At 67.4% G+C, this 24,245-nt stretch carries 18 protein-coding genes and 1 tRNA gene; 9 read left to right on the top strand and 10 right to left on the bottom strand.

Annotation, left to right across the window (positions count from 1 at the left end; translation table 11 throughout):
* The first annotated feature begins 52 nt into the window (after positions 1 to 52).
* Positions 53 to 523: a 23S rRNA (pseudouridine(1915)-N(3))-methyltransferase RlmH gene (gene rlmH / locus ROV95_RS08075; RefSeq protein WP_019662111.1), complete on the top strand. Its 471-nt coding sequence runs from the start codon at positions 53 to 55 to the stop codon at positions 521 to 523.
* Between the two features lie 22 nt (positions 524 to 545).
* A tRNA-Asn gene (locus ROV95_RS08070) sits at positions 546 to 622 on the top strand.
* A 101-nt stretch (positions 623 to 723) separates the two neighbouring features.
* On the opposite strand, the gene ROV95_RS08065 is transcribed toward ROV95_RS08070, so the two are convergent.
* The 4 genes from ROV95_RS08065 to ROV95_RS08050 form a co-directional block, all read right to left on the bottom strand.
* Complete coding sequence (locus ROV95_RS08065; protein ID WP_312543907.1) at positions 724 to 2,145, bottom strand: basic amino acid/polyamine antiporter; 1,422 nt, start codon at positions 2,143 to 2,145, stop codon at positions 724 to 726.
* Positions 2,146 to 2,274: 129 nt separating this feature from the next.
* Positions 2,275 to 5,103: a TonB-dependent receptor gene (locus ROV95_RS08060; protein ID WP_312543905.1), complete on the bottom strand. Its 2,829-nt coding sequence runs from the start codon at positions 5,101 to 5,103 to the stop codon at positions 2,275 to 2,277.
* Positions 5,104 to 5,294: 191 nt separating this feature from the next.
* Entirely contained in the window at positions 5,295 to 5,945 is a 651-nt protein-coding gene (locus tag ROV95_RS08055) for an energy transducer TonB (RefSeq protein WP_019662108.1), read from the bottom strand.
* A 216-nt stretch (positions 5,946 to 6,161) separates the two neighbouring features.
* A complete protein-coding gene (locus ROV95_RS08050) occupies positions 6,162 to 6,899 on the bottom strand; it encodes an SIMPL domain-containing protein (RefSeq protein WP_021204307.1) in 738 nt (245 codons plus the stop codon).
* Positions 6,900 to 7,029: 130 nt separating this feature from the next.
* Between ROV95_RS08050 and ROV95_RS08045 the strand changes: the two genes are divergently transcribed.
* The 4 genes from ROV95_RS08045 to tldD are packed head-to-tail and all read left to right on the top strand — an operon-like array spanning position 7,030 to position 14,509.
* On the top strand, positions 7,030 to 7,638 hold the full coding sequence (locus ROV95_RS08045) for a Maf family nucleotide pyrophosphatase (RefSeq protein ID WP_021204306.1): 609 nt from the start codon (positions 7,030 to 7,032) through the stop codon (positions 7,636 to 7,638).
* Positions 7,631 to 9,118, top strand: coding sequence for a ribonuclease G (gene rng, locus ROV95_RS08040; RefSeq protein ID WP_019662105.1), 1,488 nt, complete (start codon positions 7,631 to 7,633; stop codon positions 9,116 to 9,118). The genes ROV95_RS08045 and rng overlap by 8 nt, the downstream gene beginning before the upstream one ends.
* A gap of 30 nt (positions 9,119 to 9,148) precedes the next feature.
* Entirely contained in the window at positions 9,149 to 13,003 is a 3,855-nt protein-coding gene (locus ROV95_RS08035; RefSeq protein WP_312543903.1) for a YhdP family protein, read from the top strand.
* A 60-nt stretch (positions 13,004 to 13,063) separates the two neighbouring features.
* Positions 13,064 to 14,509, top strand: a complete 1,446-nt coding sequence (gene tldD / locus ROV95_RS08030) for a metalloprotease TldD (protein ID WP_019662103.1) — start codon at positions 13,064 to 13,066, stop codon at positions 14,507 to 14,509.
* 41 nt (positions 14,510 to 14,550) lie between these two features.
* Here tldD and yjgA read toward each other — a convergent pair whose 3' ends face one another.
* Positions 14,551 to 15,141, bottom strand: a complete 591-nt coding sequence (gene yjgA, locus ROV95_RS08025) for a ribosome biogenesis factor YjgA (RefSeq protein WP_019662102.1) — start codon at positions 15,139 to 15,141, stop codon at positions 14,551 to 14,553.
* A gap of 67 nt (positions 15,142 to 15,208) precedes the next feature.
* On the opposite strand from yjgA, the gene pmbA reads away from it, so the two are divergent.
* The gene (gene pmbA / locus ROV95_RS08020; RefSeq protein ID WP_312543901.1) at positions 15,209 to 16,576 is read left to right on the top strand and encodes a metalloprotease PmbA; all 1,368 of its coding nucleotides are present in this window, start codon (positions 15,209 to 15,211) and stop codon (positions 16,574 to 16,576) included.
* Between the two features lie 87 nt (positions 16,577 to 16,663).
* On the top strand, positions 16,664 to 17,035 hold the full coding sequence (locus tag ROV95_RS08015; protein ID WP_019662100.1) for a DUF4870 domain-containing protein: 372 nt from the start codon (positions 16,664 to 16,666) through the stop codon (positions 17,033 to 17,035).
* Between the two features lie 111 nt (positions 17,036 to 17,146).
* On the opposite strand, the gene ROV95_RS08010 is transcribed toward ROV95_RS08015, so the two are convergent.
* The 5 genes from ROV95_RS08010 to ROV95_RS07990 form a co-directional block, all read right to left on the bottom strand.
* A complete protein-coding gene (locus ROV95_RS08010) occupies positions 17,147 to 18,025 on the bottom strand; it encodes a farnesyl diphosphate synthase (protein ID WP_312543899.1) in 879 nt (292 codons plus the stop codon).
* The gene (locus ROV95_RS08005; protein ID WP_005410522.1) at positions 18,015 to 18,275 is read right to left on the bottom strand and encodes an exodeoxyribonuclease VII small subunit; all 261 of its coding nucleotides are present in this window, start codon (positions 18,273 to 18,275) and stop codon (positions 18,015 to 18,017) included. Before ROV95_RS08005 ends, ROV95_RS08010 begins: the two co-directional genes overlap by 11 nt.
* 36 nt (positions 18,276 to 18,311) lie before the next feature.
* Positions 18,312 to 19,598: a tRNA lysidine(34) synthetase TilS gene (tilS, locus tag ROV95_RS08000; protein WP_312543898.1), complete on the bottom strand. Its 1,287-nt coding sequence runs from the start codon at positions 19,596 to 19,598 to the stop codon at positions 18,312 to 18,314.
* Between the two features lie 713 nt (positions 19,599 to 20,311).
* Positions 20,312 to 20,857, bottom strand: a complete 546-nt coding sequence (locus ROV95_RS07995; RefSeq protein ID WP_021203387.1) for a WG repeat-containing protein — start codon at positions 20,855 to 20,857, stop codon at positions 20,312 to 20,314.
* Positions 20,854 to 22,560, bottom strand: a complete 1,707-nt coding sequence (locus tag ROV95_RS07990; RefSeq protein WP_019660635.1) for an alkaline phosphatase — start codon at positions 22,558 to 22,560, stop codon at positions 20,854 to 20,856. Before ROV95_RS07990 ends, ROV95_RS07995 begins: the two co-directional genes overlap by 4 nt.
* 153 nt (positions 22,561 to 22,713) lie before the next feature.
* Between ROV95_RS07990 and ROV95_RS07985 the strand changes: the two genes are divergently transcribed.
* Complete coding sequence (locus ROV95_RS07985; protein WP_019660634.1) at positions 22,714 to 24,048, top strand: dicarboxylate/amino acid:cation symporter; 1,335 nt, start codon at positions 22,714 to 22,716, stop codon at positions 24,046 to 24,048.
* The last annotated feature ends 197 nt before the right edge of the window (positions 24,049 to 24,245 follow it).

The raw sequence follows: 24,245 nt of genomic DNA, 5'->3' as shown, positions 1-24,245 counted from the left end.
TGCATCCCTTCGACGGCGCCGGGGGCGCCGTCGACGTTTTGGAGGACCGCTGATGAAAGCCCGCCTGATCGCCACCGGTGAACGCGCCCCCAGCTGGGTCGCGCAGGGCTTCGCCGAGTACCAGAAGCGGCTGTCGCACTGGCTGCCGTTCGAGCTGGTCGAAATCGAGCCTGGCCTGCGCGGCAAGGGCCGCGATCCGCGCCGCGCCACGGAGGATGAAGGCAGGCGGGTAATCGCTGCGCTGCCGAAGAACGCTTATGTGGTGGCGCTGGATGTGCCGGGCCGCCAGCTCAGCTCCGAACAGCTGGCACAACGCCTGGAGCATTGGCGCGGGCAGGGCAGGGACCTGGCGTTCCTGATCGGTGGCCCGGAAGGGCATTCGCCGGAAGTATCCGCGTTGGCCGATGAGAAGTGGTCGATTGGACCATTGACGCTGCCGCACATGCTGGTGCGGCTGGTGGTGGCCGAGCAGCTGTATCGGGCTGCCGCAATGATCGCCAATCACCCCTACCATCGCGCGTGAAGAATGGTTATACTAGTCGTCTGCCCGAATAGCTCAGCCGGTTAGAGCACTTGACTGTTAATCAGGGGGTCGTTGGTTCGAGTCCAACTTCGGGCGCCACCTTGAGAAACCTGCATCGCGAGATGCAGGTTTTTTTTTGCCGTGTTGTGGCGGCGAGCCCATGCTCGGCTGCATCCTCCAAGCCGGGCACGCGCTCGGCGCTACAGCGTGATCCGGCCCTTCCAGAACGCTACCAGCGTGGCGATTGCTACTGCCAGGATCGCGCCGAACAGCGCCCACTCCCAGCGCGTGAAAACCGGCTCGCCGCGCTGGCGCCGGGTCTGCGCAAACAGAACAACGCCGGGCACGTACAGCAGCACCGACAGCAGCAGGTTGTTCAGGCCGCCGGCATACACCAGCCACAGCGCGTAGGCGCTGGCCAGCAGCGCGACCACGAAATCGCGCCAGCGCACGCGTGGCTCACCCGCGTAGGACTGTCCGCGCCAGGCCAGTTGCACGCCGAACGCGGTGGACAGGAAGTAGGGCACCAGGCTCATCGACGCAGCGAGCAGCACCAGCCCGGTGTAGCTGCCCGAACTGACCAGCACCAGCAGCAGGAACAACTGGATCAGGCCATTGCTCAACCACAGTGCATTGGCCGGCACACCACACGCGTTCTCGCGGCCGAGGAAGGCGGGCATGGTGCCGTCGCCCGCGGCGGCATAGAGCACTTCGGCGCACAGCAGCACCCAGGCCAGCAATGCACCGAGGACGGAGATGATCGAACCGATGATGATTACCGTCGCGCCCCATTCGCCGACGATGGCGCGCAGCACATAGGCCATCGACGGATTGGGCAGCCCGGCCAGTTCGGCCTGCGACAGCACGCCCATCGACAGCAGGCTGACCAGCACCAGCAGCAGCCAGACCCCCAGGAAACCGATCACCGTGGCGCGGCCAACGTCGGCGCGGCGCGCCGCACGCCGTGAATAGATGCTGGCGCCCTCGATGCCGATGAATACCCACACGGTCACCAGCATCATGCCGCGCAGCTGCTGGCCGAGATCGCCGAGCGCGGGCGTGCCAAGGAAATCGGCACGGAACACCTCCATGCGGAACGCACCTGCTGCCAGGATCAGGAACAGCGTGATCGGCAGCAGCTTGGCCACCGTCACCAGGCCATTGACAATGGCCGCCGTACGCAGGCCACGCAGCACCAGCATGTGCACGGTCCACAGCAGCACTGACGACGCCGCCACGGCGGCAGACGTGTTGCCTTCGCCGAACACTGGCAGGAAATGGCCGAGGCCGCTGAAGATCAGCACGAAGAAGCTGGCATTGCCAAGCACCGAGGCGACCCAGTAGCCCCAGGCCGCAGAGAACCCGATGTAGTTGCCGAAGCCCTCACGCGCGTATGCGTAGATGCCGGTATCAAGATCCGGCCGGCGGTTGGCCAGGGCCTGGAACACGAAGGCCAGCGTCAGCATGCCGGCGCCACTGACCGCCCAGCCGATCAGCGCGGCGGCCGGCCCGGCGCTGCGCGCCACGTTCTGCGGCAATGAGAAGATGCCGGCGCCTACCATCGAGCCAACTACCAGTGCAGTCAACGCGGGCAGGCCCAGGCGTTGCGATGTCGTGGCCATGGTGATCCCCTGCGGCGGTAGTGCCGCTTGCACACGGTAGCCACGTGCCTGTGAACGTGCATGCAAGGCGTGCAACGACGAAGACCCGGGCTGCTGCCCGGGCCTCCGAAGTTGATGCGTTGAACGGTATTACTTGAAGGTGTACTTGGCGCCGACGGTGAAGTAGCGACCGATGGCGCCGCTGAAGTGCAGCGGGTTGTAGTTCACGCCACCGTAGGTGGTCGGATCGAGCGGCGCAATGCGATCGAACACGTTCTGCACCGAGGCGTTCAGTTCGAAGGCTTCGGTGATGTTCCAGCGGCCGGACAGATCGAAGGTGGTGAACGAGGAGATCTTGGTGACGTCGGTACCGTCGGCGTAGGAGAACTGGTACGAACCCTCCGGACCACGGAAATCCTTGTTGTCCATCTTGGAGATGTAGTTGGCGACGCCGCTCACGCTCCACGGCCCCTGACGCCAGGTGGTACCGAAGTTGATCCGATCCTTTGGCGTACCGATGCAGTTGGTCACGTCGCAGTTGCCGTGGGTGCCTGCATAGTCGAAGGTCTCGTCGGAGTCGGTGCGCTCGTACTTCAGCACATGGCTCCACTGCAGGTCCATTTCCAGCTGGCCCGGGCCGATATCGAAGGTCTGGCGGATATCGGTATCGATACCGCGCACGCGCGTGGATGCCGCATTGATGTACGCGGTGTTGACCGCCAGGATGCTGCCGGTGCCAACGATGCCGTTGATGAGGTCGATGTCACGCAGCACGTTGCCGGCGGCGATGGCATCGGCCGTGGAGCCTTGGGCGATTTCGTTGGTGCGCTTGATCTGCCAGGCATCCACGGTCATCGAAGTGGTGGAGGTCGGCTGCAGCACGATGCCCACCGAGTAGCTCTTGGACTCTTCCGGCTTCAGGTCCTTGTTGGGGCGGGTGATGATCGCGACCGGGCGCGAGCTGCAGTTGGTGCCGACATCGGCCGGCGGGCTGACGGCGCAGCGCACCGGATCGCGGGCGTTGGAGAAGGCGGCCAGGCCACCATCGCCGTTCTCGGCCGGGTTGGGGGCGCGGAAGCCTTCGGCGTAGCTGGCACGCAGAGCGATCCAGTCGGCTGGGGTCCACTTGATGCCCAGCTTCGGCGTGGCCTTGCCTTCGCCGCTTTCGTACTTGTCGTAACGCAGCGCGCCGGAAAGTTCCAGTTGCTCCAGCACCGGTGCCGACAGTTCGACGTAGCCGGCGTAGACATTCTGCGTACCGTCATAGGCCGAATAGCCCAGGCCGATGATGTCACCCTGGTCGGTGTAAGTCTGCGGGGTCAGGCTGTTGCTGGTCTTACGCCACTCGGTACCGATTGCCAGGCCCAGCGGACCACCTTTCAGGTCCATCAGGCTGCGCGACACGGTGAAGTCGAACATGTCCAGGCTGGACTTGGCGCGTGCGCTGATGGTCGGCGAGATGTAGTCGTACAGCGCCTGCGAGTTGAGGTTGGCATTGTCGCCAATACGCCACACGCCGCCGGCACAGTTCGGGTTGCCCAGCGCGCACTGTACAGCGCTGTAGCGCAGGAATCCGGTGCGCTTGTTCACCAGATCGGTACCGGAGTGCAGGTAGGCGGTGTCGTAGCTCCAGTCACCCCAGTTGCCCTTGACGCCGACCAGGAAGCGGTTGAACTCATTGGTGTTGTTGGTCACGCGCGGGCCGACATCCCAGGCCGAGTAGCGCAGGCGCGAGGCCTGGCCCTGGATCGGATTGTCGGGATGGGTCGGCGACAGCACCACGGCGCCCGGGCCGCTGCTGGCATTGCGCGGGCCAAGGGGATAGCCCCAGCTGCCGGAGACGCCGGACGGTGTGTTGCTGAAGATCGTTTCCTTCTTCGAGTAGCCGATCTCGGTGTAGACCTCGCCGCCTTCGCCGAAGGCGAAGCTGGCGCGGCCGAACACGTTGACGTACTTCTCTTCAGGCGTGAGATCACGGAACTGCTGCGCCGGATCCCACAGGCAGCCCTGGGCCGCCACTGACGCGTCGGTCTGGCCCGGGATGGTGGTCAGGCCTTGGCAGCCGGGCAGTGGCACGAGCCTTGCCGGATTGGTCGCTGTGACATTGCGGTCGTCATACACCGAGCCATTCGGACCGACGCCTCCGCTGGTGCGGCCATTGAGGTAGGCGCCGCCGAGGAACTGGGCATTGTTGCCATAGCCCCAAGGACGGATGTCGCCGGTGCCGATCCACTTGCGGTTCTTGCGATCGCTGATCTTGATCGCGTCGGTCTTGCCGACGTCCAGGCTGAAGAAGGCATTCCAGCCGTCAGTGGCCAGGTCGCCGGTGCCGGCGGTCAGGGTCGCCTTCTTCGCGTCGCCATCGCTGTCACCGGACAGGCCATAGGAGCCACGCAGGATGGCGCCCTGGAAGTCGCTGCGCAGGATGATGTTGACCACGCCGGCGATGGCATCGGAGCCATAGATTGCCGAGGCGCCGTCCTTGAGCACTTCCACGCGCTCGACGGCATCGAGCGGAATGGTGCTCAGGTCGGTGAAGACCTTCTGGCCGTCGTCGGCCAGGCCGTAGGTGGCCATGCGGCGGCCGTTCAACAGGACCAGGGTCGAGCCCGCGCCCAGGCCGCGCAGCGAAATGCCGGCGCCACCACCGGCAAAGCCGTTGCCGAAGGTCTTGGGGATGGAGCCGGAGCCATCAGCGGTCAGGGTCTGCAGGTATTCGGCAACCGTGGTCTTGCCGGTGCGGTCGATTTCCTGGCGGGTTACTACCTGCACCGGCGACGGCGTTTCAGTGTTGGTGCGCGGAATGTTCGAACCGGTGACCGTGATGCGGTCCAGGTTGGTGGCCTTGTCCTGCGCGAAGGCGGAGGTGGAAGCCGCGGCGCCAACCAGCAACAGGGTGCTGCCGGTAAGGATATGGGTGATGGACGATGCCAGAGTGCTGCGGCGGCGGCTGGCGGGCCGTTGGATCAGGTGTTTCACAGCTTCTCTCCTAACTGGAAAACCGTAGCGTTGAGGGCTGTCTCCGGAAGATTCCGGGACGGATCAATCTAGGTTTCCGATAGGTGACGAAGCCGTGAATTTTTGCTTAATCGGTAACGGTTGATCCGGTTCCGTCCGTTGGCACGTGCAGGGAAGCGCCGGCCCGGCAGGGGGCCGGGCCGGCGATCACTTCACTCCGGCAGCGAGAACTGCACCGGCACCATGCCGATGGCCGGTACCGCCACGCCATCACGCTGGGCCGGCTCGAAGCGCCAGTGCCGGAGCACCTGCAGGCGCGCGGCCTGGTCCAGGCTGCGCGAACCGCTGCTGCGCTCGATGCTGACCCCCGTCGGCTGCCCGCGGGTGTCCACCTCTACCCGCAACAGCACAGTGCCCTGTTCGCGGTTGCGCAATGCCGCCAGCGGATAGGCCGGCGGCGGGGCGCTGCGGTACTGCAGCTGGGCACCGGCCAGTGGTGCGGAGGTATCGATGCTCGGTGCAAGCTGGGGCGGGGCCGGTTCGGCGGCCGGCAGCGCGATGCCCTGGGCTTCTTCCACGGTTGCGGTAGGAGCTGGAAGCGGCGGCGCGGCCGGCTGCGTCTGTGGCTTCGGTACGACCCGGGCGACCTCCCTGGGCTGTTCCAGCACCGGGGGCGGCGGCGTTGGCGGGATCTTCTCGATCAGCCTGACCGTGGTCTTTTCACGCGGGGCCTGCACGGCCTGGTAGGTCGCAGGGATGAGCAACAACAGGAAGGCCAGCAGGTGCAGGGCGATCGCCGCGCTCCAGGCGGCAACGCGGGCGGGGTCGAAGTGCAGGGATGCAACGGGATACGTACGAACCATGGTCCACCTCCATGCCAGTGACGAAGTCCTCAACGCACCAGGGCCCGTGGCGGGGTTGCCGCACGCGGCTGGCAGTGCATCAGTAGCGCGCCCGGGCGGCCACTGCATAGAGGCAGGGGCACCCGTGTTGGGCTGGCCTTCAGCCACTGCCGTCGGAATGCACGAAAAAAGGCGGGTCCCCTGGGGAACCCGCCTCTGTCGGCAATGACCAACGGCTCAGCGACCCAGTTCGAACACCACGTCCAGGTTGACCGAGACGGTGGATTCACCCGGCGCGACCGGGGTGGCCTTGTCCATCGCCGCACCGGCCGCCATGGTGCGCATCATCGGCATCGGGCGGAAACCGCCATTGCTGTTCTCGGAGATGCTGACGATGCGGCGCACCTGCAGGCCCAGTGACTTGGCATAGGTCTGGGCGCGGGCCTGGGCCTTCTTCAGCGCAGCCAGGCGGGCTTCGTCATACACTGGTTCCGGCTGGTCGATCTCGAAGCTCGGGCCGTTGATCTGGTTGGCGCCCTGCGCGGCCAGCGCGTCCAGCACCTTGCCGAGCTTGGCGATGTCGCGCACCTTGAGGCTGACCGTGTTGCTGGCCTGGTAACCGGTGATCTTCGGCGCTTCGTTGTCGGCGTAGCGGTACTGCGGGTTGAGGCTGACGCCGCTGGTCTGCACGTCGCGCTCGGCGATGCCGGCGGCCTTGATCGCGGCCAGCACCTTGTCCATCTGCTGGGCGTTCTGGCGCATGGCGCTGTTGCCATCGGCAGCCTGGCTCACCACGCCGGCCGACAGCGTGGCCACGTCAGGCACGCGGGTGGCCTCGGCATTGGCCGAGATGTTCAGCAGCGTGCCCTCGGCCGGTGCGGCGATCGATGGCGAGGACGGAGCGGCATGGGCGGTCATCGAGGTTCCAAGGGCGAGGGACAGGGCGAGCAGCAGCGGGGTGGCAGTCAGGCGCATGGGATCTCCTTGTTGTGCCGTTGAGGGTGGTGCCGTAGCGATGAACGCGTTGTGAGTCCGTTCGGGGTTGAACGCGTTCCGGGACGGGTTGCCGACGATTCAGGTGGCGGCCTCAGGTTATGCTGTGCCGATGCTCTACCTAGCTTCCCGCTCCCCCCGACGCAACCAGCTGCTGGCCCGACTCGGACGCCCCTTCCAGGCATTGGATCTGGAGGTCGTCGAGCAGCGTGCGCCCGCTGAAAGCGCCGAACAGTACGTCTGCCGGGTCGCCGCCGACAAGGCGCGCGCCGGCCTGGCCCGGGTGCTGGCCAATGACCCGCAGGCGCGGGTGCTTGGTTCGGACACCGAGGTGGTGCTGCATGGCGAGGTGTTTGGAAAGCCCGCCGACGCTGCCGATGCCCGGGGGATGCTGGCGCGTCTTGCCGGGCGTACCCACCAGGTGATGACAGCCGTAGTGGTGGTCGGCGCGGACGGGCTGGACAGCGAACTGGTCATTTCCGAAGTGACCTTCGCCCCGATCGACGCTGCCGACATCGCCGCCTATGTCGCCACCGGCGAACCGCTGGACAAAGCCGGTGCCTACGCCATCCAGGGCGGGGCCGAGCGCTGGATCGAGCACCTGTCCGGCAGCTACTCCGGCGTCATGGGGCTGCCGTTGCTGCACACCGATCGTTTGCTGGCGCGCTGCGGCGTGCCGGCCCCCACCGCCGATGCCGCCAGGGAGGCTGCAGATGTCTGAGGAAATCCTGGTCAACGTGACCCCGCGCGAGACCCGGGTCGCGGTGATCGAAAATGGCATGCTGCAGGAACTGCACATCGAGCGTGGCTGGCGCCGGGGTGTGGTCGGCAACATCTACAAGGGCAAGGTGCAGCGGGTCATGCCCGGCATGCAGGCCGCCTTCGTCGAAGTCGGGCTGGAGCGCGCCGCGTTCCTGCACGCCAATGACGTGGTGCGGCCGGCGCCGGTGGCCAGTGCCGATACCGAGAACACCACCCTGCCGCCGCCGGCCAGCGTGCCGATTGTCGAGCTGCTGCGTGACGGCCAGGACATCGTCGTGCAGGTGGTGAAGGACCCGATCGGCACCAAGGGCGCGCGCCTGACCACGCAGATCAGCATTCCCTCGCGCTACATGGTGCTGCTGCCGCAGTCCAAGGTGGTGGGCGTGTCGGCGCGCATCGAGGACGAAGCCGAGCGCGCCCGCCTGAAGGCGCTGGTGACCGAGCTGTCGGCGCAGCACGGCGGCTACGGCTACATCGTGCGCACCAACGCCGAAGGCCAGCCGGCCGAGGCCATCGCCGAGGACATCGCCTACCTGTCGCGCGTGTGGAACGTGGTCGAGCGCCGTGGCCGCGAAGCGCCCTCGTGCAGCATCATCTATGAAGACCTGAGCCTGCCGCTGCGTTCGGTGCGCGACCTGATCCGCAAGGATGTGGACAAGGTGAAGGTGGACTCGAAGGAAACCTTCGGCCAGCTGCAGGCCTTCGTCGCCAAGTACATGCCGGTGCTGGCCGAGAAGCTGGAGCTGTATTCCGGCGATCGCCCGATCTTCGACATGTTCGGGGTGGAGGACGAGATCGGCCGCGCGCTGGACAAGCAGGTGCCGTTGAAATCCGGTGGCTACCTGGTGATCGACCAGACCGAGGCGATGACCACCATCGACGTCAATACCGGTTCGTTCCTCGGCCAGCGCAACCTGGAAGAAACGGTGTTCCGCACCAACCTGGAGGCTGCGCAGGCGGTGGCGCGGCAGCTGCGGCTGCGCAACCTGGGCGGCATCATCATCATCGACTTCATCGACATGGATGATGCCGAGCACCGCCGCCAGGTGCTGCGCACGCTGGAAAAGGCGCTTGCGCGCGACCATGCCAAGACAACAGTCTATGACTTCTCGCCGCTGGGCCTGGTGGAGATGACCCGCAAGCGCACGGTGGAAAGCCTGGAGCGCCAGCTGTCGGAAACCTGCCCGCAGTGCAGCGGCCGCGGCAGCATCAAGACCACCGAGACGGTGACCTACGAGATCTTCCGCGAGATCACCCGCGCGGTGCGCCAGTTCGACGCCGCGCGCCTGCTGGTGATCGCCTCGACCAAGGTGGTCGCGCGCATCACCGACGAGGAATCGGCGGCGGTGGCCGAGCTGGAGGAATTCCTCGGCAAGAGCATCCGCTTCCAGGCGGACGAGCAATACCTGCAGGAGCAGTTCGATGTCGTTCTGCTCTGATCCTCGCCGGCTGCAGGCCGGCGGTGGCCGATGAGCGCGCCGCCGCGCCTGCGACTGCGAAGGATCCGCCGTCATCTCATTGCCGCCTGCGCGGTGGGCCTGGTCGGGCTGGCACTGCTGGTGGGCACCCTCAGCCAGCTGCTGCCGCTGGCCGAGCGCCACCCCGACAGGATTGCGGCCTGGCTGAGCGAACGTGCCGGCCAGCCGGTGCGTTTCGACCAGCTGCAGACGGCCTGGACCCGTCGTGGCCCGTTGCTGCAGCTCAAAGGCCTGCATATCGGCGCGGGCCGCGGCCTGGCCATTGGCGAGGCCGAGGTGCTGGTATCGATGTACAGCGGCCTGTTGCCTGGCCGTTCGCTGACCGAGTTGCGCCTGCGTGGGCTGGCGCTGGATCTGCAGCAGGATGCAAGCGGTCGCTGGTCGGTGCGTGGGCTGCCACAGTCCGCCGACGGTGGAGATCCGCTGGATGCGTTGCGCCGGCTGGGCGAGCTGCAGGTGATCGAGGGGCGCCTGGGCGTGCACTCGCCGACGTTGGACATCGACACCACGCTGCCGCGCATCGACCTGCGCCTGCGGGTCAATGGCGATCGCCTGCGCGTGGGCGTGCGCGCCTGGGCCCAGGCCGAAGCGCTGCCATTGACTGCGGTGCTGGATGTGGACCGCACGCGTGGCAACGGCGAGGCCTGGCTGGGCGCCGATCCGGTCGATTTCCATGCCTGGTCTCCGCTGTTGGCGGCCGGCGGTGTGCGCCTGCGCGAGGGCAAGGGCGAACTCAACCTGTGGTTGACCCTGCGCGATTTCGTGCCGGTGGCGGTGACCACGGATTCGGACCTGCGCGACGTGCGCATCGATGGCGCACCGATACCCGGCATGGCGGCGCCGCAGCTGCAGCTGCAGCGACTGCAGGCCCGCCTGCGCTGGCAGCGCCAGGCCGAGGGCTGGGCGCTGCAGGTACCGCGGCTGCGGCTGAAGAATGAAGACGGCGAGCAGCGCCTCGATGGCCTGCAGCTGCAGGTCGGCAAACAGCTGCGGGTGCGTTCCGGTGAAGTGCAGGCCGGCATCGTGCTGCGTGCGCTGGCTCTGAGCGATCGCCTTGAGCCGGGCCTGCGTCGCTGGCTGTTCCTGTCCAGGCCGCAGCTGGACGTGCGCGCGTTGCAGCTGGCCGGCGAACGCGATGGCCCATTGTGGGCGCAGGGTGAACTGCAGTCGCTGGGCTTTGCAAGCGTCGGCAATTCACCGGGGCTGCGCGGCCTTGGCGGGCGTTTCGAAGGCGATGCCAACGGCTTCAGCCTGCAGCTGCAGCCGCAACGGCAGCTGCAGTTCGATTGGCCCACCGGCTTCGGCGTGCGCCACGACCTGCAGCTGGCCGGGCAGATCGTGGGCTGGCGCGACGAGGGCGGTGGTTGGCGGATCGGGACGCCGGCGATGCGTGTGGAAGGTACCGACTATGCGGCCGACGTGCGCGGCTGTGTGTGGTTCCAGGGCGACGGTACGCGGCCGTGGCTGCAGCTGGCCGCCAAGCTGGACGACGTGCCGATGACGGCGGCCAAGCGCTTCTGGATCCACTCCAAGATGAGCAAGGGCGCCACCGACTGGCTGGACATGGCACTGGCCGGCGGCCAGGTACGTGGCGGCGTCGGCCTGGTCACCGGTGACCTGGACGACTGGCCGTTCGACAACAACGATGGCCGCTTCGAGGCCACCGGCCACATCACCAATGGCGACATCCGCTTCCAGCATGATTGGCCGCTGATGAGCCAGGTCGATGCCGATATCGCCTTCATCGGCCCCGGCTTCGACATGCATGGGCGCGGCGACCTGGCCGGCGTGGCGGTGCAGAAGTTCGAGGCGGGCATCCAGGATTTCGGGCAGCAGCCGCTGTACGTGCGCGCCGATGCACAGAGCGAGGCCGGCAGACTGCTGGCCATGCTGCGGCAGAGCCCGCTGCACAAGGACTATGGCGATACCCTGGACAACCTCACCGCAGCGGGCCCGGCGCATGTGACCTTCGATCTGCTGCAACCGCTGCACCACGATGAAGGCGGTGGCCATCTGCAGGGGACGGTTGACCTGGCCGGCGTGAAGCTGGTCGACAAGCGTTTCCAGCTCGCCTTCGACAACATGCACGGGCAGGCGCGCTACAGCAATGGCGGTTTCGATGCCGAGGAACTGTCGGTGCGCCACCTCGGCCAGGACGGCCGCCTGAGCCTGCGTGCTGGTGGCTACGTGCACGACAGCAGACTGGCCTTCGAATCGAAGCTGTCGGCCACGCTTGACTCCGGCGTGCTGATCGACCGCGCACCGGAGATGGCCTGGCTCAAGCCCTACATCACCGGGACCTCGCCGTGGACCATCGCGGTCAACCTGCCCAAGGTGGCGCCAGGTGCTCCTGCGCCGCCCAGCGAGCTGCGCTTGAGCTCCGATCTGGTCGGCACCCGGCTGGATCTGCCGGCGCCGCTGGACAAACCGGCTGCCGAGCCGCTGGCGACCACCGTGGCCGCACAGCTGCCGATGGGTGCCGGCCGCATCGATGTGGCGTTCGGCCAGCGCCTGGCGCTGGCCGCGCGCAGCCACAACAACCAGACCGGCGTGCAGGTGACGCTGGGCAGCGACCATGTCGATCGCGAGCCGCCGCCCAGCGGATTGACCGTCAACGGCCGCAGCCCGACCTTGGACGCATTGGAGTGGATCGGCCTGGCGCGGGGCGGCAGCGATGACAACACGATGCCGCTGCGTGCGGTGGACGTGCAGGTCGGTCAATTGAAGCTGATCGGTGGCGTTTTCGAGCAGACCCGGTTGCAGCTGCATCCCGGCGCGCAGGCGCTGGACGTGCGCCTGGCGGGCCCGTCGCTGGCCGGGCGCCTGACTGTCCCCAATGCTGACGGCGGCACCATCAGCGGCCAGCTCGACCGTGTGCACTGGCAATCGCTGCCGGCAGCTCCGGATGCACCGGCCGCACCGGCCCGGGTCCAGGCCGGCGCCAACGATATGGACCCGGCCAAGCTGCCGCCGTTCGCGCTGGACATCGCCGACCTCAAGTTCGGCAAGGTGGTGCTGGGCCAGGCGGTGCTGCGCACACGACCGTTGGCCAATGGCCTGAACGTGGACGAGCTGCGCTTCCGCGCGCCGGACCAGGAGATCGACATCAGCGGTCGCTGGCTGGGCCGTGCCGGCGGAGCCCGCACCGAGCTGACCGCCCAGGTGCGCAGCGAGGATCTGGGCGGACTGATGCAGAACCTGGACTACGGCGGCCAGCTGCGTGGTGGCTCCGGCCAGGCCCAGCTGCAGGCCACTTGGAGCGGGGGGCCGTCGGACTTCCAGCTGGGCAACCTGCAGGGCCGCCTGGACCTGCACGCACGCAACGGCCAGCTGCTGGAGCTGGAGCCGGGTGCTGGCCGCGTGCTGGGCCTGCTCAGCGTGACCCAGCTGCCGCGGCGCCTGATGTTCGACTTCCGCGACTTCTTCTCCAAGGGCTTCGCGTTCAACCAGATCGACGGCAGCATGCAGTTCGGCCAGGGCATGGCGCGCACCGACAAGGTGCTGATCGAAGGCCCTGCAGCCAACATCACCATCCGCGGCCAGGCCGACCTGCGCAACCAGCAGTTCGACCAGACCATCGACGTCAACCCGCGTGCCGGCAATCTGCTGACCGTGGTGGGGGCAGTGGCCGGTGGCCCGGTGGGAGCGGCGTTGGGCGCGGCCACCAATGCGGTATTGTCCAAGCCGTTGGGCGAGATTGGCGCCCGTACCTACAAGGTGACCGGTCCATGGAAGGAGCCCAAGGTGGAAGTGATCGAACGCAGCCGCGACAAGGCTCCACCACCCGCGCCGGCACCGGCGCCGGCCATTCCACCGACCGTCACCGGCCTGCCGCGCCCGCGGTGAGCGCGGCCTTCCTGTTCACGGGGCTTGCCTGAGCGCCCCCGCATCCCCAGATCGAGAACCATGACTGACATCGCCCTGACGCTTGCCCAAGACCGCCTGCTGCGCCCCGGCGGCCTGGATACCGCTGGCCTGGAGCGCACCTTCGGCCAGTTGCTTGGCCCCGGTGTGGACTTCGGTGATCTTTACTTCCAGCATGCCCGCCGCGAGAGCTGGAGCGTGGAAGACGGCATCGTCAAGGATGGCGCCCATTCCATCGAACAGGGCGTGGGCGTGCGGGCAATTTCCGGCGAAAAGACCGGCTTCGCCTATTCCGATGACATCCACGCCGACGCGCTGCTGGCGGCGGCGCAGTCGGCACGTGCGATCTCACGCGAAGGCGGTGCCCAATCCGGGCGATCGCTACTGCGTGGCAACGCGCGCGCGCTGTACCCGGCGCTGGACCCGATCGATGGTATCGGCAACGAGGCCAAGGTCGAGGTGCTCAAGCGCCTGGATGGCTACCTGCGTGCCGCCGACCCGCGCGTGAAGCAGGTGATGGTGAGCCTGTCCGGCGGCGTCGACACGGTGCTGATCGCACGCAGCGACGGTGTGCTGGGTGCTGATGTGCGGCCGCTGGTGCGCCTGAACGTACAGGTGATCGTCGAGCACCACGGTCGCCGCGAGTCCGGCTATGCAGGCGGCGGTGGCCGCTACGGGTATGAAGAACTGTTTGCGGACGGGCGCCCCGAGGCCTTCGCCCGCGAGGCGCTGCGCCAGGCGCTGGTGAACCTGGACGCCGTTCCGGCTCCGGCCGGGGTGATGCCGGTGGTGCTCGGTCCGGGCTGGCCGGGCGTGCTGCTGCATGAAGCGGTTGGCCACGGGTTGGAAGGCGACTTCAACCGCAAGGGCACCAGCGTCTACGCGGGCCGCATCGGTGAGCGCGTTGCCGCCCCGGGCGTGACCATCGTCGATGACGGCACGCTGGACGGACGTCGCGGTTCGTTGAACATCGACGACGAGGGCCATCCCAGCCAGTGCACCACGCTGATCGAGGACGGCATCCTGGTCGGCTACATGCAGGACAGCCTCAATGCGCGCCTGATGGGCGTGGCGCCTACCGGCAATGGCCGCCGCGAATCATTCGCGCACATGACCATGCCGCGCATGACCAACACCTACATGCGTGCCGGCCAGCACGACCCGCAGGAGATGATCCGTTCGGTGAAGAAGGGCCTGTACGCGGTCAACTTCGGCGGCGGCCAGGTCGACATCACCAGCGGCAAGTACGTGTTCTCGGCGACCGAGGCCTACCTGATCGAGGATGGCCGCGTCACCACGCCGGTGAAGGGCGCGACCCTGATCGGGAACGGTCCGGAAACCATGCAGAAGGTGCGCATGGTCGGCAATGACCTGGCCTTGGACGAGGGCGTGGGCGTCTGCGGCAAGGACGGGCAGAGCGTGCCCGTGGGTGTCGGCCAGCCCTCGCTGCTGATCGAGGGCATCACCGTCGGCGGTACCCAGGCCTGAGCCGGGCGATGGCCAGCGCCACCGCCCCGACCGGCGCGGACTCAGTCCTCGTCGGCTTCGTCGGTCTCGACGTGGCCGGCGTCTTCGTCGCCCGCCGTCTTCAGGCCCAGCGCGGCCGGCAGCATCAGGCCGCGCAGCACCTGGAAAATCTCACGGTAGGCGCGCGGCGGCTTGTTCCTGGCCTTTTCGGCCTGCGCGTTGCGCACCAGCGTGCGCAGCTGCTGGCGATCGGCCTGCGGATAATCGTCGAGAAGGGCCGCCAGTGCCTTGTCACCCTCGGCCAGCAGGCGGTCGCGCCAGTCCTCAACGCGATGCATCATTGCCACTTCGCGGCGGCCGGTCTCGCTGTTGGCGTCCAGCGCGTCGCGGATCGCATCCAGCGTGGCCTCTTCTTCGCGCCGCATGTGCTTGGCCAGGAACGCCAGCTGGCGCTTGTGGGCGATGTGGGCGGTGATGCGCTTGCACTCGGCGATATGCGGCAGCAGGTCTTCCGGGATCGGCAGGCGCGCCAGCTGGGCCGGGGTCAACGACACCAGCTTCTCGCCCAGGGCCAGGACGTCGAGCGCGTCGCGCCGGTTCTGGCTGCGGCTCTTGTCGTGGAATTCACCGGTTTCTTCGTCGCGTCCGCGCATCGTCCATACCTGATTTCAAAAAAGTCGCCCGGCGTGATGCCGGGCCCAACCCGTACAGGATAAAGCATTGAACGTGATCGCCCCTGAAGTGGCCGTCGGCGACGACAGCGCGGCCCGGCTGGAACGGCTGGCCGACCTCTCCCAGCAGCTGCTCGACCGTGCCCGCGCGCTGGGCGCCAGCCAGGCCGAGGTCAGCTGCAGCGAGGATCGTGGCCTGGAGGTCAATGTCCGCCTTGGCGAGGTTGAGACCGTGCAGTCCACCCGTGACCGCGGTATCGCCGTCACCGTCTATTTCGGGCAACGCAAGGGCAGTGCCAGCACTGGCGACCTGAACGAGGCCAGCCTTGCCGCCACGGTCGAACAGGCCTGTGCGATCGCCCGGCATACCGAAGATGACCCGGCTGCCGGCTTGGCCGAGGCCGCGTTGATGGCCACCGACTTCCCGGATCTGGATGCCTGGCACCCGTGGGCGCTGCAGGCCGACGAGGCGGTGGACCTGGCCCTGGCCTGTGAGAACGCAGGCCGCGAGGCCGATGCGCAGATCCGCAATTCCGACGGCGCTTCGGTGTCAAGCATGCAGAGCCTGTCGGTCTATGCCAATTCGCATGGTTTCATCGGCCGTGAGCGCGGCACCCATCATTCGGTGGGCTGTGCGCTGATTGCCGGCCAGGGCGATGGCATGCAGCGCGATGGCTGGTACACCAGTGCGCTGGCCCGCGAGGATCTGGAGGAGGTGGGCCTGGTCGGTCGTCGTGCTGCCGAGCGCACCGTCGCCCGCCTGCAGCCTCGCTCGATGGCCACCGGCAGCATGCCGGTGTTGTTCGCCCCGGAAGTGGCGCGCAGCCTGGTCGGCCACCTGTTGTCGGCGGTGTCCGGCGGTGCCCTGTACCGCCAGGCCAGCTTCCTGCTGGACAGCGCCGGCCTGCAGTTGTTCCCCGGCTGGATGCAGATCGAGGAACTGCCTCACCTGCGCCGTGGCCTGCGTTCGGCCGCCTTCGATGGCGATGGCGTGGCCACCCGAGCTTCGGCGCTGGTCCGTGACGGCGTCCTGCAGCGCTACGTGCTGGGCAGCTATTCGGCACGCAAGCTGGGCCTGCAGACCACCGCCAATGCCGGTGGCGTGCACAACCTGCAGTTGGCCGCCAATGCTGGCGCGCTGCAGGACATCGCCCGGCAGATGGGCAATGGCCTGCTGGTGACCGAGCTGATGGGGCAGGGCGTCAACGGGGTGACCGGCGACTATTCGCGGGGCGCCGGTGGCTTCCGGGTCGAGAATGGCGAGATCCAGTATCCGGTGGATGGCATCACCATCGCCGGCAACCTGCGCGAGATGTTCAGCAGCATCGAAGCGGTGGGCAGTGATGTTGACCCGCGCTCGCACATCCGCACCGGCTCGATCCTGGTGGGGCGGATGACCATTGCCGGTAATGATTGATGGCGTCGATGGCGTAAGCTATGCCCGCCTGACGCAGCCAGCTTGGTGCTGGTGGGTCAAGACCACCCAATGAAAAGGAGTTTTGTCGTGAGCGAATTCGATAACGTCCCGCCGCCGCCGGCGACCACCGAGGCCCCGGCCGACCAGCGCACGATGGCGCTGGCTGCGCACCTGCTGGGCATCTTCACCGGCTTCATCGGCGCGCTGATCATCTGGCTGATCAACAAGGATGATGCGGGCAAGGCCTTTGTGACCGACCAGGCCAAGGAAGCGCTGAACTTCCAGATCACCGTGGCCATCGCCATGGTCATCTGCATGATCCTGACCATCGTCGTCATCGGCGCGATCCTGATGCCGATCGTTGGTCTGGTCAGCCTGGTGTTCTGCATCATTGCCGCCGTCAAGGCCAACAACGGCGAGGCGTACCGCTACCCGTTCGCGCTGCGCTTGATCAAGTAAGTTCGTCCGCACGCGGATACATGCAACGCCCGGCATTGCCGGGCGTTGTTGTTTGGCGCTCGTGCCGGGCCAAGCGCGGTGAGCGCAGTGCGGCAGCGTCGCCGCCAGCAATCAGTGATTGCGCTCCACCGCCAGCGTTGCCAGCGCGCGCAGCGGATCGGCTTCCTCGCCATGGCCGGCCAGGGTTGCCTGCATGCGCGCTGCCAGTTCGCGCAGCTGTGCTTTGGCGCCGTCCATGCCCAGCAGCGCCGGGAAGGTGCTCTTTTCCTGTGCCTGGTCCTTGCCGGCGGTCTTGCCCAGTTGTTCAGAACTGGCTTCCACATCCAGGATGTCATCGCGGACCTGGAAGGCCAGGCCGAGTGCATCGGCGAAACTGTCGAGCTGGGCCAGCTGCGGTTCGTGGGCCTGGCCGCACAGCGCACCCATGCGCACCGCCGCGCGGATCAGTGCGCCGGTCTTCAGTGCATGCATGCGGGTCAGTGCCGCCAGGGTCTGTTGCTGGCCGGTGGCATCGATGTCCAGCGCCTGGCCGCCGCACATGCCGGAGGCACCGGACGCGTGGGCCAGGGTCTGCAGGCAGGCCACGCGCAGCGTGGCCGTCAGCGGCGCATCGGCCAGCAGGCCAAAGGCACGGGTCTGCAGGGCGTCACCGGCGAGGATGGCGGTAGCTTCGTCGAAGGCGATGTGGGTGGTCGGCTTGCCGCGGCGCAGGGCATCGTCGTCCATCGCCGGCAGGTCGTCATGCACCAGCGAATAGGCGTGGATGAGCTCGACGGACATCGCCGCCGCGTCCAGCTGTTCCGGCTGCGCGCCGAACAGGTGGCCACTGGCGTACACCAGCAGCGGCCGCATGCGCTTGCCGCCACCCAGCACCGAGTAGCGCATGGCCTGGTGCAGGCGTTGCGGGGCCTCGGCGGGCGAGGGCAGGGCGGCGTCGAGCTGGCTCTCGATGCGGTCGCGCCAGCGCGCGAACAGGGCTTCAGCCGTCATGGCTGGGCGGATCGAACGGCTCGGATGCTTCCGGCTGCGCCGGATCGCTGAGCAGGCGCACGCGCAGTTCGGCCTGTTCCAGCGCTTGCTGGCACTGGCGATACAGACCGACGCCACGTTCGTAAGCACTGAGCGAGGCTTCCAGGCTCAGCTCGCCGGTTTCCATCTGCTCCACCAGCTGTTCCAGCGATTCAAGCGACTGCTCGAACTGGGCGACCGGGGAGGCGTTTTCGGGGGACTTCTTGGCCATGCGGCAAGTGTGGACGGGCTGCGCGCGGGGGTCAATTCACCAGCCGCCGGGACGCCAACGCAGCTGTGCCCCGTTCGCCTGCAACCAGGCCTGCAGGGGCGCGGCGATGACCACGTCGGCGGCGGCCAGCAACTGCGGGCCATCGAAGATCAACGGCAGCTGCGCGCGGCGCCACGGGGCAAGACGCTCACGTTGCAGGCAGTCCTTCAGCGCGTGCGAATGCTGGCGACCGGGTAGCAGGATGCGCTCACCGCCCGCGCGCGCACGTACCTGCAATGGGCGTTCGAAGGCCGGGGCGCCCTGCAGGCGCAGTTGTCCGCCATCGGGCAGCGCCAATGGCGCGCGTCCGTCCCATTCGGCCTGCCACGCGGGGGGGAGCGCAGGTAGCCGGGCTGGCAGCAGGTAGGCGTGGTCGCGCCATTGCTGGATCGCGTGATCGTGCCAGCACACACGGGCCTGGCGATCGTTGCCGGCCGGCAGCAGTTCGTCCAGCGCCTGTTTCAGCACCGTGGCCGGCAACGGTGCTGCAGCATGGCCCAGCACCCAGGCGCGCAGCACGCGTGCGGCGCGGCCCGGCGACACTTGGCGCAGAAGTTCCAATGACAGCACGCGCGGTGCCACTTCCAGATGCGCGATCAGCTCGGCGTCTTCCTCGTCCAGCAGTTCGCGGGTCTGCCGGCAATGCGTCGCGCTGCCGGCCAATGCCGACGCCGCGTGCGGCCAGCGCTGGCGCAGCAACGGCAACACCTGCAGGCGCAGGAAGTTGCGATCGGCGTGGTCTTCCGCGTTGCTGGGGTCTTCAATCCATTGAAGCGCGTGCTGCCGGGCGTAGTGGAGCAGCGCGTCGCGTGACGTCGACAGCAGTGGTCGCCACAGTGGATGTTCGCCAAGATGGCTGTGTGCAGACATCGCTGCAAGGCCGTCGACGCCTGAACCGCGCAGCGCGCGCAGCAGGAAGGTCTCGGCCTGATCGTCCTGGTGCTGCGCCAGTGCCAGCGTTTCGCCGTCGCGCAGTTCGGCGGCGAACGCTGCACGTCGTGCCTGCCGCGCCGCGCCTTCAAGGCCGAGGCCCGCGCGCTTGTCGACCTGCACGTGATGCACGGCCAGTTCAATGCCCAGTGCCGCGCATTGCTGCTGGCAATGCAGCACCCAGGCGTCCGCATCGGCCTGCAGGCCATGGTGTACGTGCACCGCACGCAGCGCCGTGCCGGTGGGCTGGGCGCAGCGCCACAGCCAGTGCAGCAGCACGGTCGAGTCGACACCGCCGCTGTAACCCACCAGCAGCGGCGCATCCAGCGGAACGAGGGCAGGGAAGGCAGTCACGGCGGCAAGTATAGGGTGGGGTTTGCTTGGCAGGGCTGCGCCCTGCACCTGCTACGAGCCAGAGCAACAGCAACAGCTGGTCTGCTGAGGGATGGCGGGGTGGGTCCGGTTGCGGGGGACGCTGCAAGTCCCCCTCCGGGGCCCGGCCCAGCCGCTGGCGGCTGTGCGTTCGGGCGCTTGCGAAGCAGTGCTTCGCAAGCAAAGCGCCCTCACCCATGTAAGCTCGGTCGCCGCTTGCACGTGTGCGCAGTCCTGCGCACACGGCAAGACCGGGGTTGGGCGTCCTGCCCAACCCGCCCGAGGCATGCCTCGGGCCCATGCGGCTCACGCCCCCGCAACCGGACCCACCCCGCCTTCGACAGATTGCCGCGATCTGTCGGAACGGCGTCTTGCACCGCTTTGGTAGGTGTCGACCTTGGTGGACACAGTAGATCCACGCCATGCGTGGATGACTCATTCGATATCTGACAGATGTGTCGACCAAGGTCGACACCTACCAACAGCCGCCGGAAAACTGTCGAAGGCTGGGCACTGTGGGTTTGCGGGGTGTGAGCCGCATGGATGCGGCGACCAAGGCTACATGGACGTACTCGCGCCGTCCCCGCACACCCACAGTGCCCCGCCATCCCACGGAATGCACGCTGTTGCTGTTGCTTCCGGCCGTTGCCGTTGCCGTTGCGTCTGCAGGTGCAGGGCGCAGCCCTGCCGAAAACCTACTTCACCCGACGGCCCGAACGGTCGATGCGGAACCACTCTCCGCCTTCCATCGGCGTGTGGCCATCGGCATCCGGCGTACCACGACGGCAACCATTGCAGACCTCGGCGACGCCGTCCTGGAACGGCCATGCGAAATCGAACGTGCCGGGTACCACCTGGCGGAACGTCAGGTCGAAGTAACCCACGCGGTTGCCTACGCGGCCGCGCAACAGGCCTTCCTGCGGCGTCTCCGGGCCGTTGTCCCAGGTCAGCACCGGCAGGCTGCGGCCCTTGCGGTCGACGTAGTGGAAACCCTGGTCGGCGTACACCACCGCCAGACCGTGGTCGTCGTAGTTCAGGCCCTTCAACGTCTCGGTACTTATCTTCGGCCGGTGATCGATCACCTCGCAGTTGGGCAGCGGCCACAACCCGTGTTCGTCGGTCAGCAGCTTGCATGCCGGTGCCTGTGCCGCTGCAGTGGCGCTGACCAGCATGCCAAGCAGGGCCAGCGACCGCGCGAAGCAGCCGCTGGCAGCGTCAGGGCGGGCCTGCCGTGCGATCACTTGGCCTCGGCCTTGCGCTCGAACGCGGTCGGTGCCGGCAGCTGCACCGGCACGCCCTTGTCATCGCAGGTGCCGGCCTGGCACAGGCGCTCGCGCAGGGCCGGGGTGGCCTGCACGATCATGTGATAGATCGCGTTCTGTTCCAGCGTGCCGCGGATCGCCTTGCTGCCCGGGCCGCGTGCCCAGATGCCGACGTCCTCGCCACCGTGCGATTCGGACTTCATCGGCACCAGCGCTTCCTGCATGTAGTCCGGATGCTCGGTGTCGACCTCGCGCAGGTTCGGGCGGCCGTTGGCCGGTTCGAAGCTGCTCGGGTTGTGCGGATAGCGCTTCGGGCCGGCCGGCTGCTGGTTGCTGCTGCCGGTGTGGCCCGGGCCATTGGCGTAGCTCAGCGTGGTGTACGGCTGGCCGGTGCCGTCCAGTGCGTAGTCCAGCTTGCCGGCGCCATCTTCGCCGCCCTTGTCCTTCACCTTGCCCAGGATCGGGTTGCCGCGCGCCGGGTAGCCGACGAAGTTCAGCGTGTGCGAGTGGTCGGCGGTAACGATGATCAGGGTGTCGTCGGCCGAGGTCAGCTCGCTGGCCACGCGCACCGCATCGGACAGCGCCACGGTTTCGGTCAGTGCACGGTAGGCGTTGCCGCTGTGGTTGGCGTGGTCGATGCGTGCGCCTTCGATCATCAGCACGTAGCCTTCCGGGTGCCTCGACAGATTCTTGATCGCCGCTGCGGTCAGTTCGGCCAGGCTCGGCTCACCGCCCGGATCCTGCGGGCGCTCGTACTCGTAGCGCATGTGGTCCGGTTCAAACAGGCCGAGGATCGCCGGTGCGTTGGCGGCGGCGGCCAGCTGCTTGCTGTTCCACACGTAGGCGCCGTGCGGATGGGCCTGCTGCCATTCCTGCACCAGGCTGCGCCCATCCAGTCGCTGGCCGACCTTGTCGTCGTACTCCGGGTCGCGCTCTTCCACGGTGGTGAATTCCCCGCGCCCGCCGCCGAGGGCGACCAGCGGGCCGCGCCCGTAGCGCGAAGTCGACAGCAGCTGCTGGGCGATGTCCTTGCAGCCGGCCGCCTTCGCCGCTTCAGTCAGGTCGGTATCGTTTTCCCAGTTGCGCTCGGGCGAGTGCGCGTAGGTCGCGGCCGGGGTGGCATGGGTCAGGCGCGCGGTGGACACCACGCCGGTGGCCAGGCCGGCGCTGTCGGCCAGCTGAAGCCAGGTCAGCAGGCCCTTCGACAGGCTGTCGGCACAGTCGGTGCGGCTGCCGGCGCTGACGCCGATCGCACCCATGTGGGTCTTCACACCGGTGGTGATGGCGGTCATGGTGCCGGCCGAATCCGGGGTCTGCGAATCGGTGTTGTAGGTCTTGCTGAACGCCGTGGCCGGGAAGCGTTCCCAGGACAGCAGGTTCTCTTCACCGGAGCCCCCCTTGCGCTGGCCCTCGTAGATGCGCGAGGCGGCCACGGTGGTCAGGCTCATGCCGTCGCCGAGGAACAGGATGACGTTCTTGGCCTTGCCGGACATCGCGCCGTTGGCGGCGGCCTGGGCAGCGCCGCTGCGGTACCACCACTGAGGGGTTTCGCCGGCCGGGTGGGCGACGGGATCGACGGCGACCTTCAGGCCGGCCGGGGCAGAGGCGGGGGTGGTGCTGGCGCAGGCGCCCAGCAGCAGGGTGGTGGCGCAGGCGGCCAACAGGGAGACGGAACGGCGCATGGACGCTGGGATCTCACAAACTGTAACGGGACGTTCATTATGCCCGCCCTCGCAAGGCACGCCGATGACACACTGATTTGCCGGTCGGGCGGTCGTTCCCCAGCCGTTGATGGGCTATCGTGCCAGCATCCCTTCCTTCCCTCTGGATTGCCTATGAAGCTGGTCTCTGCCTGGCTGCGGATTCCATTCTGGCAGCGCGTGGTCGGTGGCTTCGTGCTCGGCGCGCTGGCCGGCTGGGCGCTCGGCCCGGCCGCGGAAACGTGGTTCGGCCCGCTTGGCGAGCTGTACGTCACCCTGATCAAGATGATCGCCGTGCCGCTGGTGTTCTTCGCGGTGATCAATGCGATCTCGTCGCTGCACGGCCAGAAGTCGGTTGCCGCGCTCAGTGGCCGCACCTTCCTGTGGTTCGTGATCACTGCTGCTTTGGCGGTGTGCGTCGGCCTGGGCGTGGGCACCGTGCTGCAGCCCGGCGCCGGTGGCCTGCAGCTGACGATGGCCAGCAATTACGTGCCGCGCGAAGTGCCCAGCGTGGTGCAGGTGCTGCTGGACGTGGTACCGGCCAATGTCTTCTATGCGCTGTCCGGTATCGGCACCAAGGTCAACGCGGCCGGCGAAACCGTGCTGGCCGCCGGCCGTGGCTCGATCCTGCCGGTCATCTTCTTCGCTGGCCTGGTCGGCTTCGCCATCGTCAAGCTCGGCGAGAAGGTGACCGAGGCGCGCAAGCTGGTCGGCCAGATGAGCGACATCATGATCCAGGTGACCCGCTTCGTGCTGGAAGTCACCCCGATCGGCACCTTTGGCCTGATCGCCGGTCTGGTCGGCAGCTACGGGTTCGAGAAGCTGCTGCCGCTGGGGCATTTCGTGCTGGCGCTGTACGTGGCCTGCGCCCTGCACATCGTGGTGGTCTACAGCGCACTGCTGCTGGCGCATGGCCTGAATCCGCTGAAGTTCTTCCGCGGTGCGGCGCCGGGCATGCAGGTCGCGTTTGTCAGCTCGTCCAGCTTCGCCGCGATGCCGGTGGCGCTGCGCTCGATCACCCACAACCTGGGCGTGAACAAGGACTACGGTTCGTTCGCGGTGCCACTGGGCGCCAGCATCAAGATGGACGGCTGCGGCGCGATCTACCCGGCGCTGTGCGCGGTGTTCATCGCGCAGTACAGCGGTGTGCCGCTGACTCCGGAGCAGTACGTGGTGGTGCTGATCGCCTCGGTGCTGGGCAGCTTCGGTACCGCCGGCGTGCCGGGTACTGCGGTGATCATGGCCACGGTGGTGCTGAGCGCGGCCAACCTGCCGCTGGAGACCATCGGCTACCTGTATGCCATTGATCGCATCCTGGACATGATGCGCACGATGACGAACGTGACGGGCCAGATGCTGGTACCGGTGATCGTGGCCAAGGAGACCGGGCTGCTTGACCAGGCGGTGTACGACAACCCGTCCAGCAACGTGGGCGTGGATGATCCCGACCCGACACCACCACGCGCCTGAGGTGGTGTGCTGAATTGAAAGGCCCGCCCTGACCGGCGGGCCTTTTGTTTGGGGGATGGCCGAGGCGGTGTCGGCCAAGGCGGCCTCCGGTTGATCCACACCATGCATGGATGGAGCCGGTGGCGACCAAGGTCGGCAGCCACCCACCATTACGGGCCCAACAAAAAAGCCGCTGCAGGGCAGCGGCTTCTTGCATC

It is taken from the genome of Stenotrophomonas maltophilia group sp. msm1, from assembly GCF_032025805.1.
Taxonomy (GTDB): Bacteria; Pseudomonadota; Gammaproteobacteria; order Xanthomonadales; family Xanthomonadaceae; genus Stenotrophomonas; species Stenotrophomonas hibiscicola.
This window is presented reverse-complemented; position numbering and strand designations above follow the sequence as displayed.

Coding starts and splice junctions, on each gene's coding strand:
- ROV95_RS08010 (WP_312543899.1), bottom strand. CDS start 18,025: ATGACGGCTGAAGCCCTGTTCGCGCGCTGGCGCGACCGCATCGAGAGC.
- ROV95_RS07990 (WP_019660635.1), bottom strand. CDS start 22,560: ATGCGCCGTTCCGTCTCCCTGTTGGCCGCCTGCGCCACCACCCTGCTG.
- ROV95_RS08005 (WP_005410522.1), bottom strand. CDS start 18,275: ATGGCCAAGAAGTCCCCCGAAAACGCCTCCCCGGTCGCCCAGTTCGAG.
- ROV95_RS08035 (WP_312543903.1), top strand. CDS start 9,149: ATGAGCGCGCCGCCGCGCCTGCGACTGCGAAGGATCCGCCGTCATCTC.
- rng (WP_019662105.1), top strand. CDS start 7,631: ATGTCTGAGGAAATCCTGGTCAACGTGACCCCGCGCGAGACCCGGGTC.
- tldD (WP_019662103.1), top strand. CDS start 13,064: ATGACTGACATCGCCCTGACGCTTGCCCAAGACCGCCTGCTGCGCCCC.
- rlmH (WP_019662111.1), top strand. CDS start 53: ATGAAAGCCCGCCTGATCGCCACCGGTGAACGCGCCCCCAGCTGGGTC.
- yjgA (WP_019662102.1), bottom strand. CDS start 15,141: ATGCGCGGACGCGACGAAGAAACCGGTGAATTCCACGACAAGAGCCGC.
- ROV95_RS08045 (WP_021204306.1), top strand. CDS start 7,030: ATGCTCTACCTAGCTTCCCGCTCCCCCCGACGCAACCAGCTGCTGGCC.
- ROV95_RS08065 (WP_312543907.1), bottom strand. CDS start 2,145: ATGGCCACGACATCGCAACGCCTGGGCCTGCCCGCGTTGACTGCACTG.
- ROV95_RS08050 (WP_021204307.1), bottom strand. CDS start 6,899: ATGCGCCTGACTGCCACCCCGCTGCTGCTCGCCCTGTCCCTCGCCCTT.
- ROV95_RS08055 (WP_019662108.1), bottom strand. CDS start 5,945: ATGGTTCGTACGTATCCCGTTGCATCCCTGCACTTCGACCCCGCCCGC.
- ROV95_RS07985 (WP_019660634.1), top strand. CDS start 22,714: ATGAAGCTGGTCTCTGCCTGGCTGCGGATTCCATTCTGGCAGCGCGTG.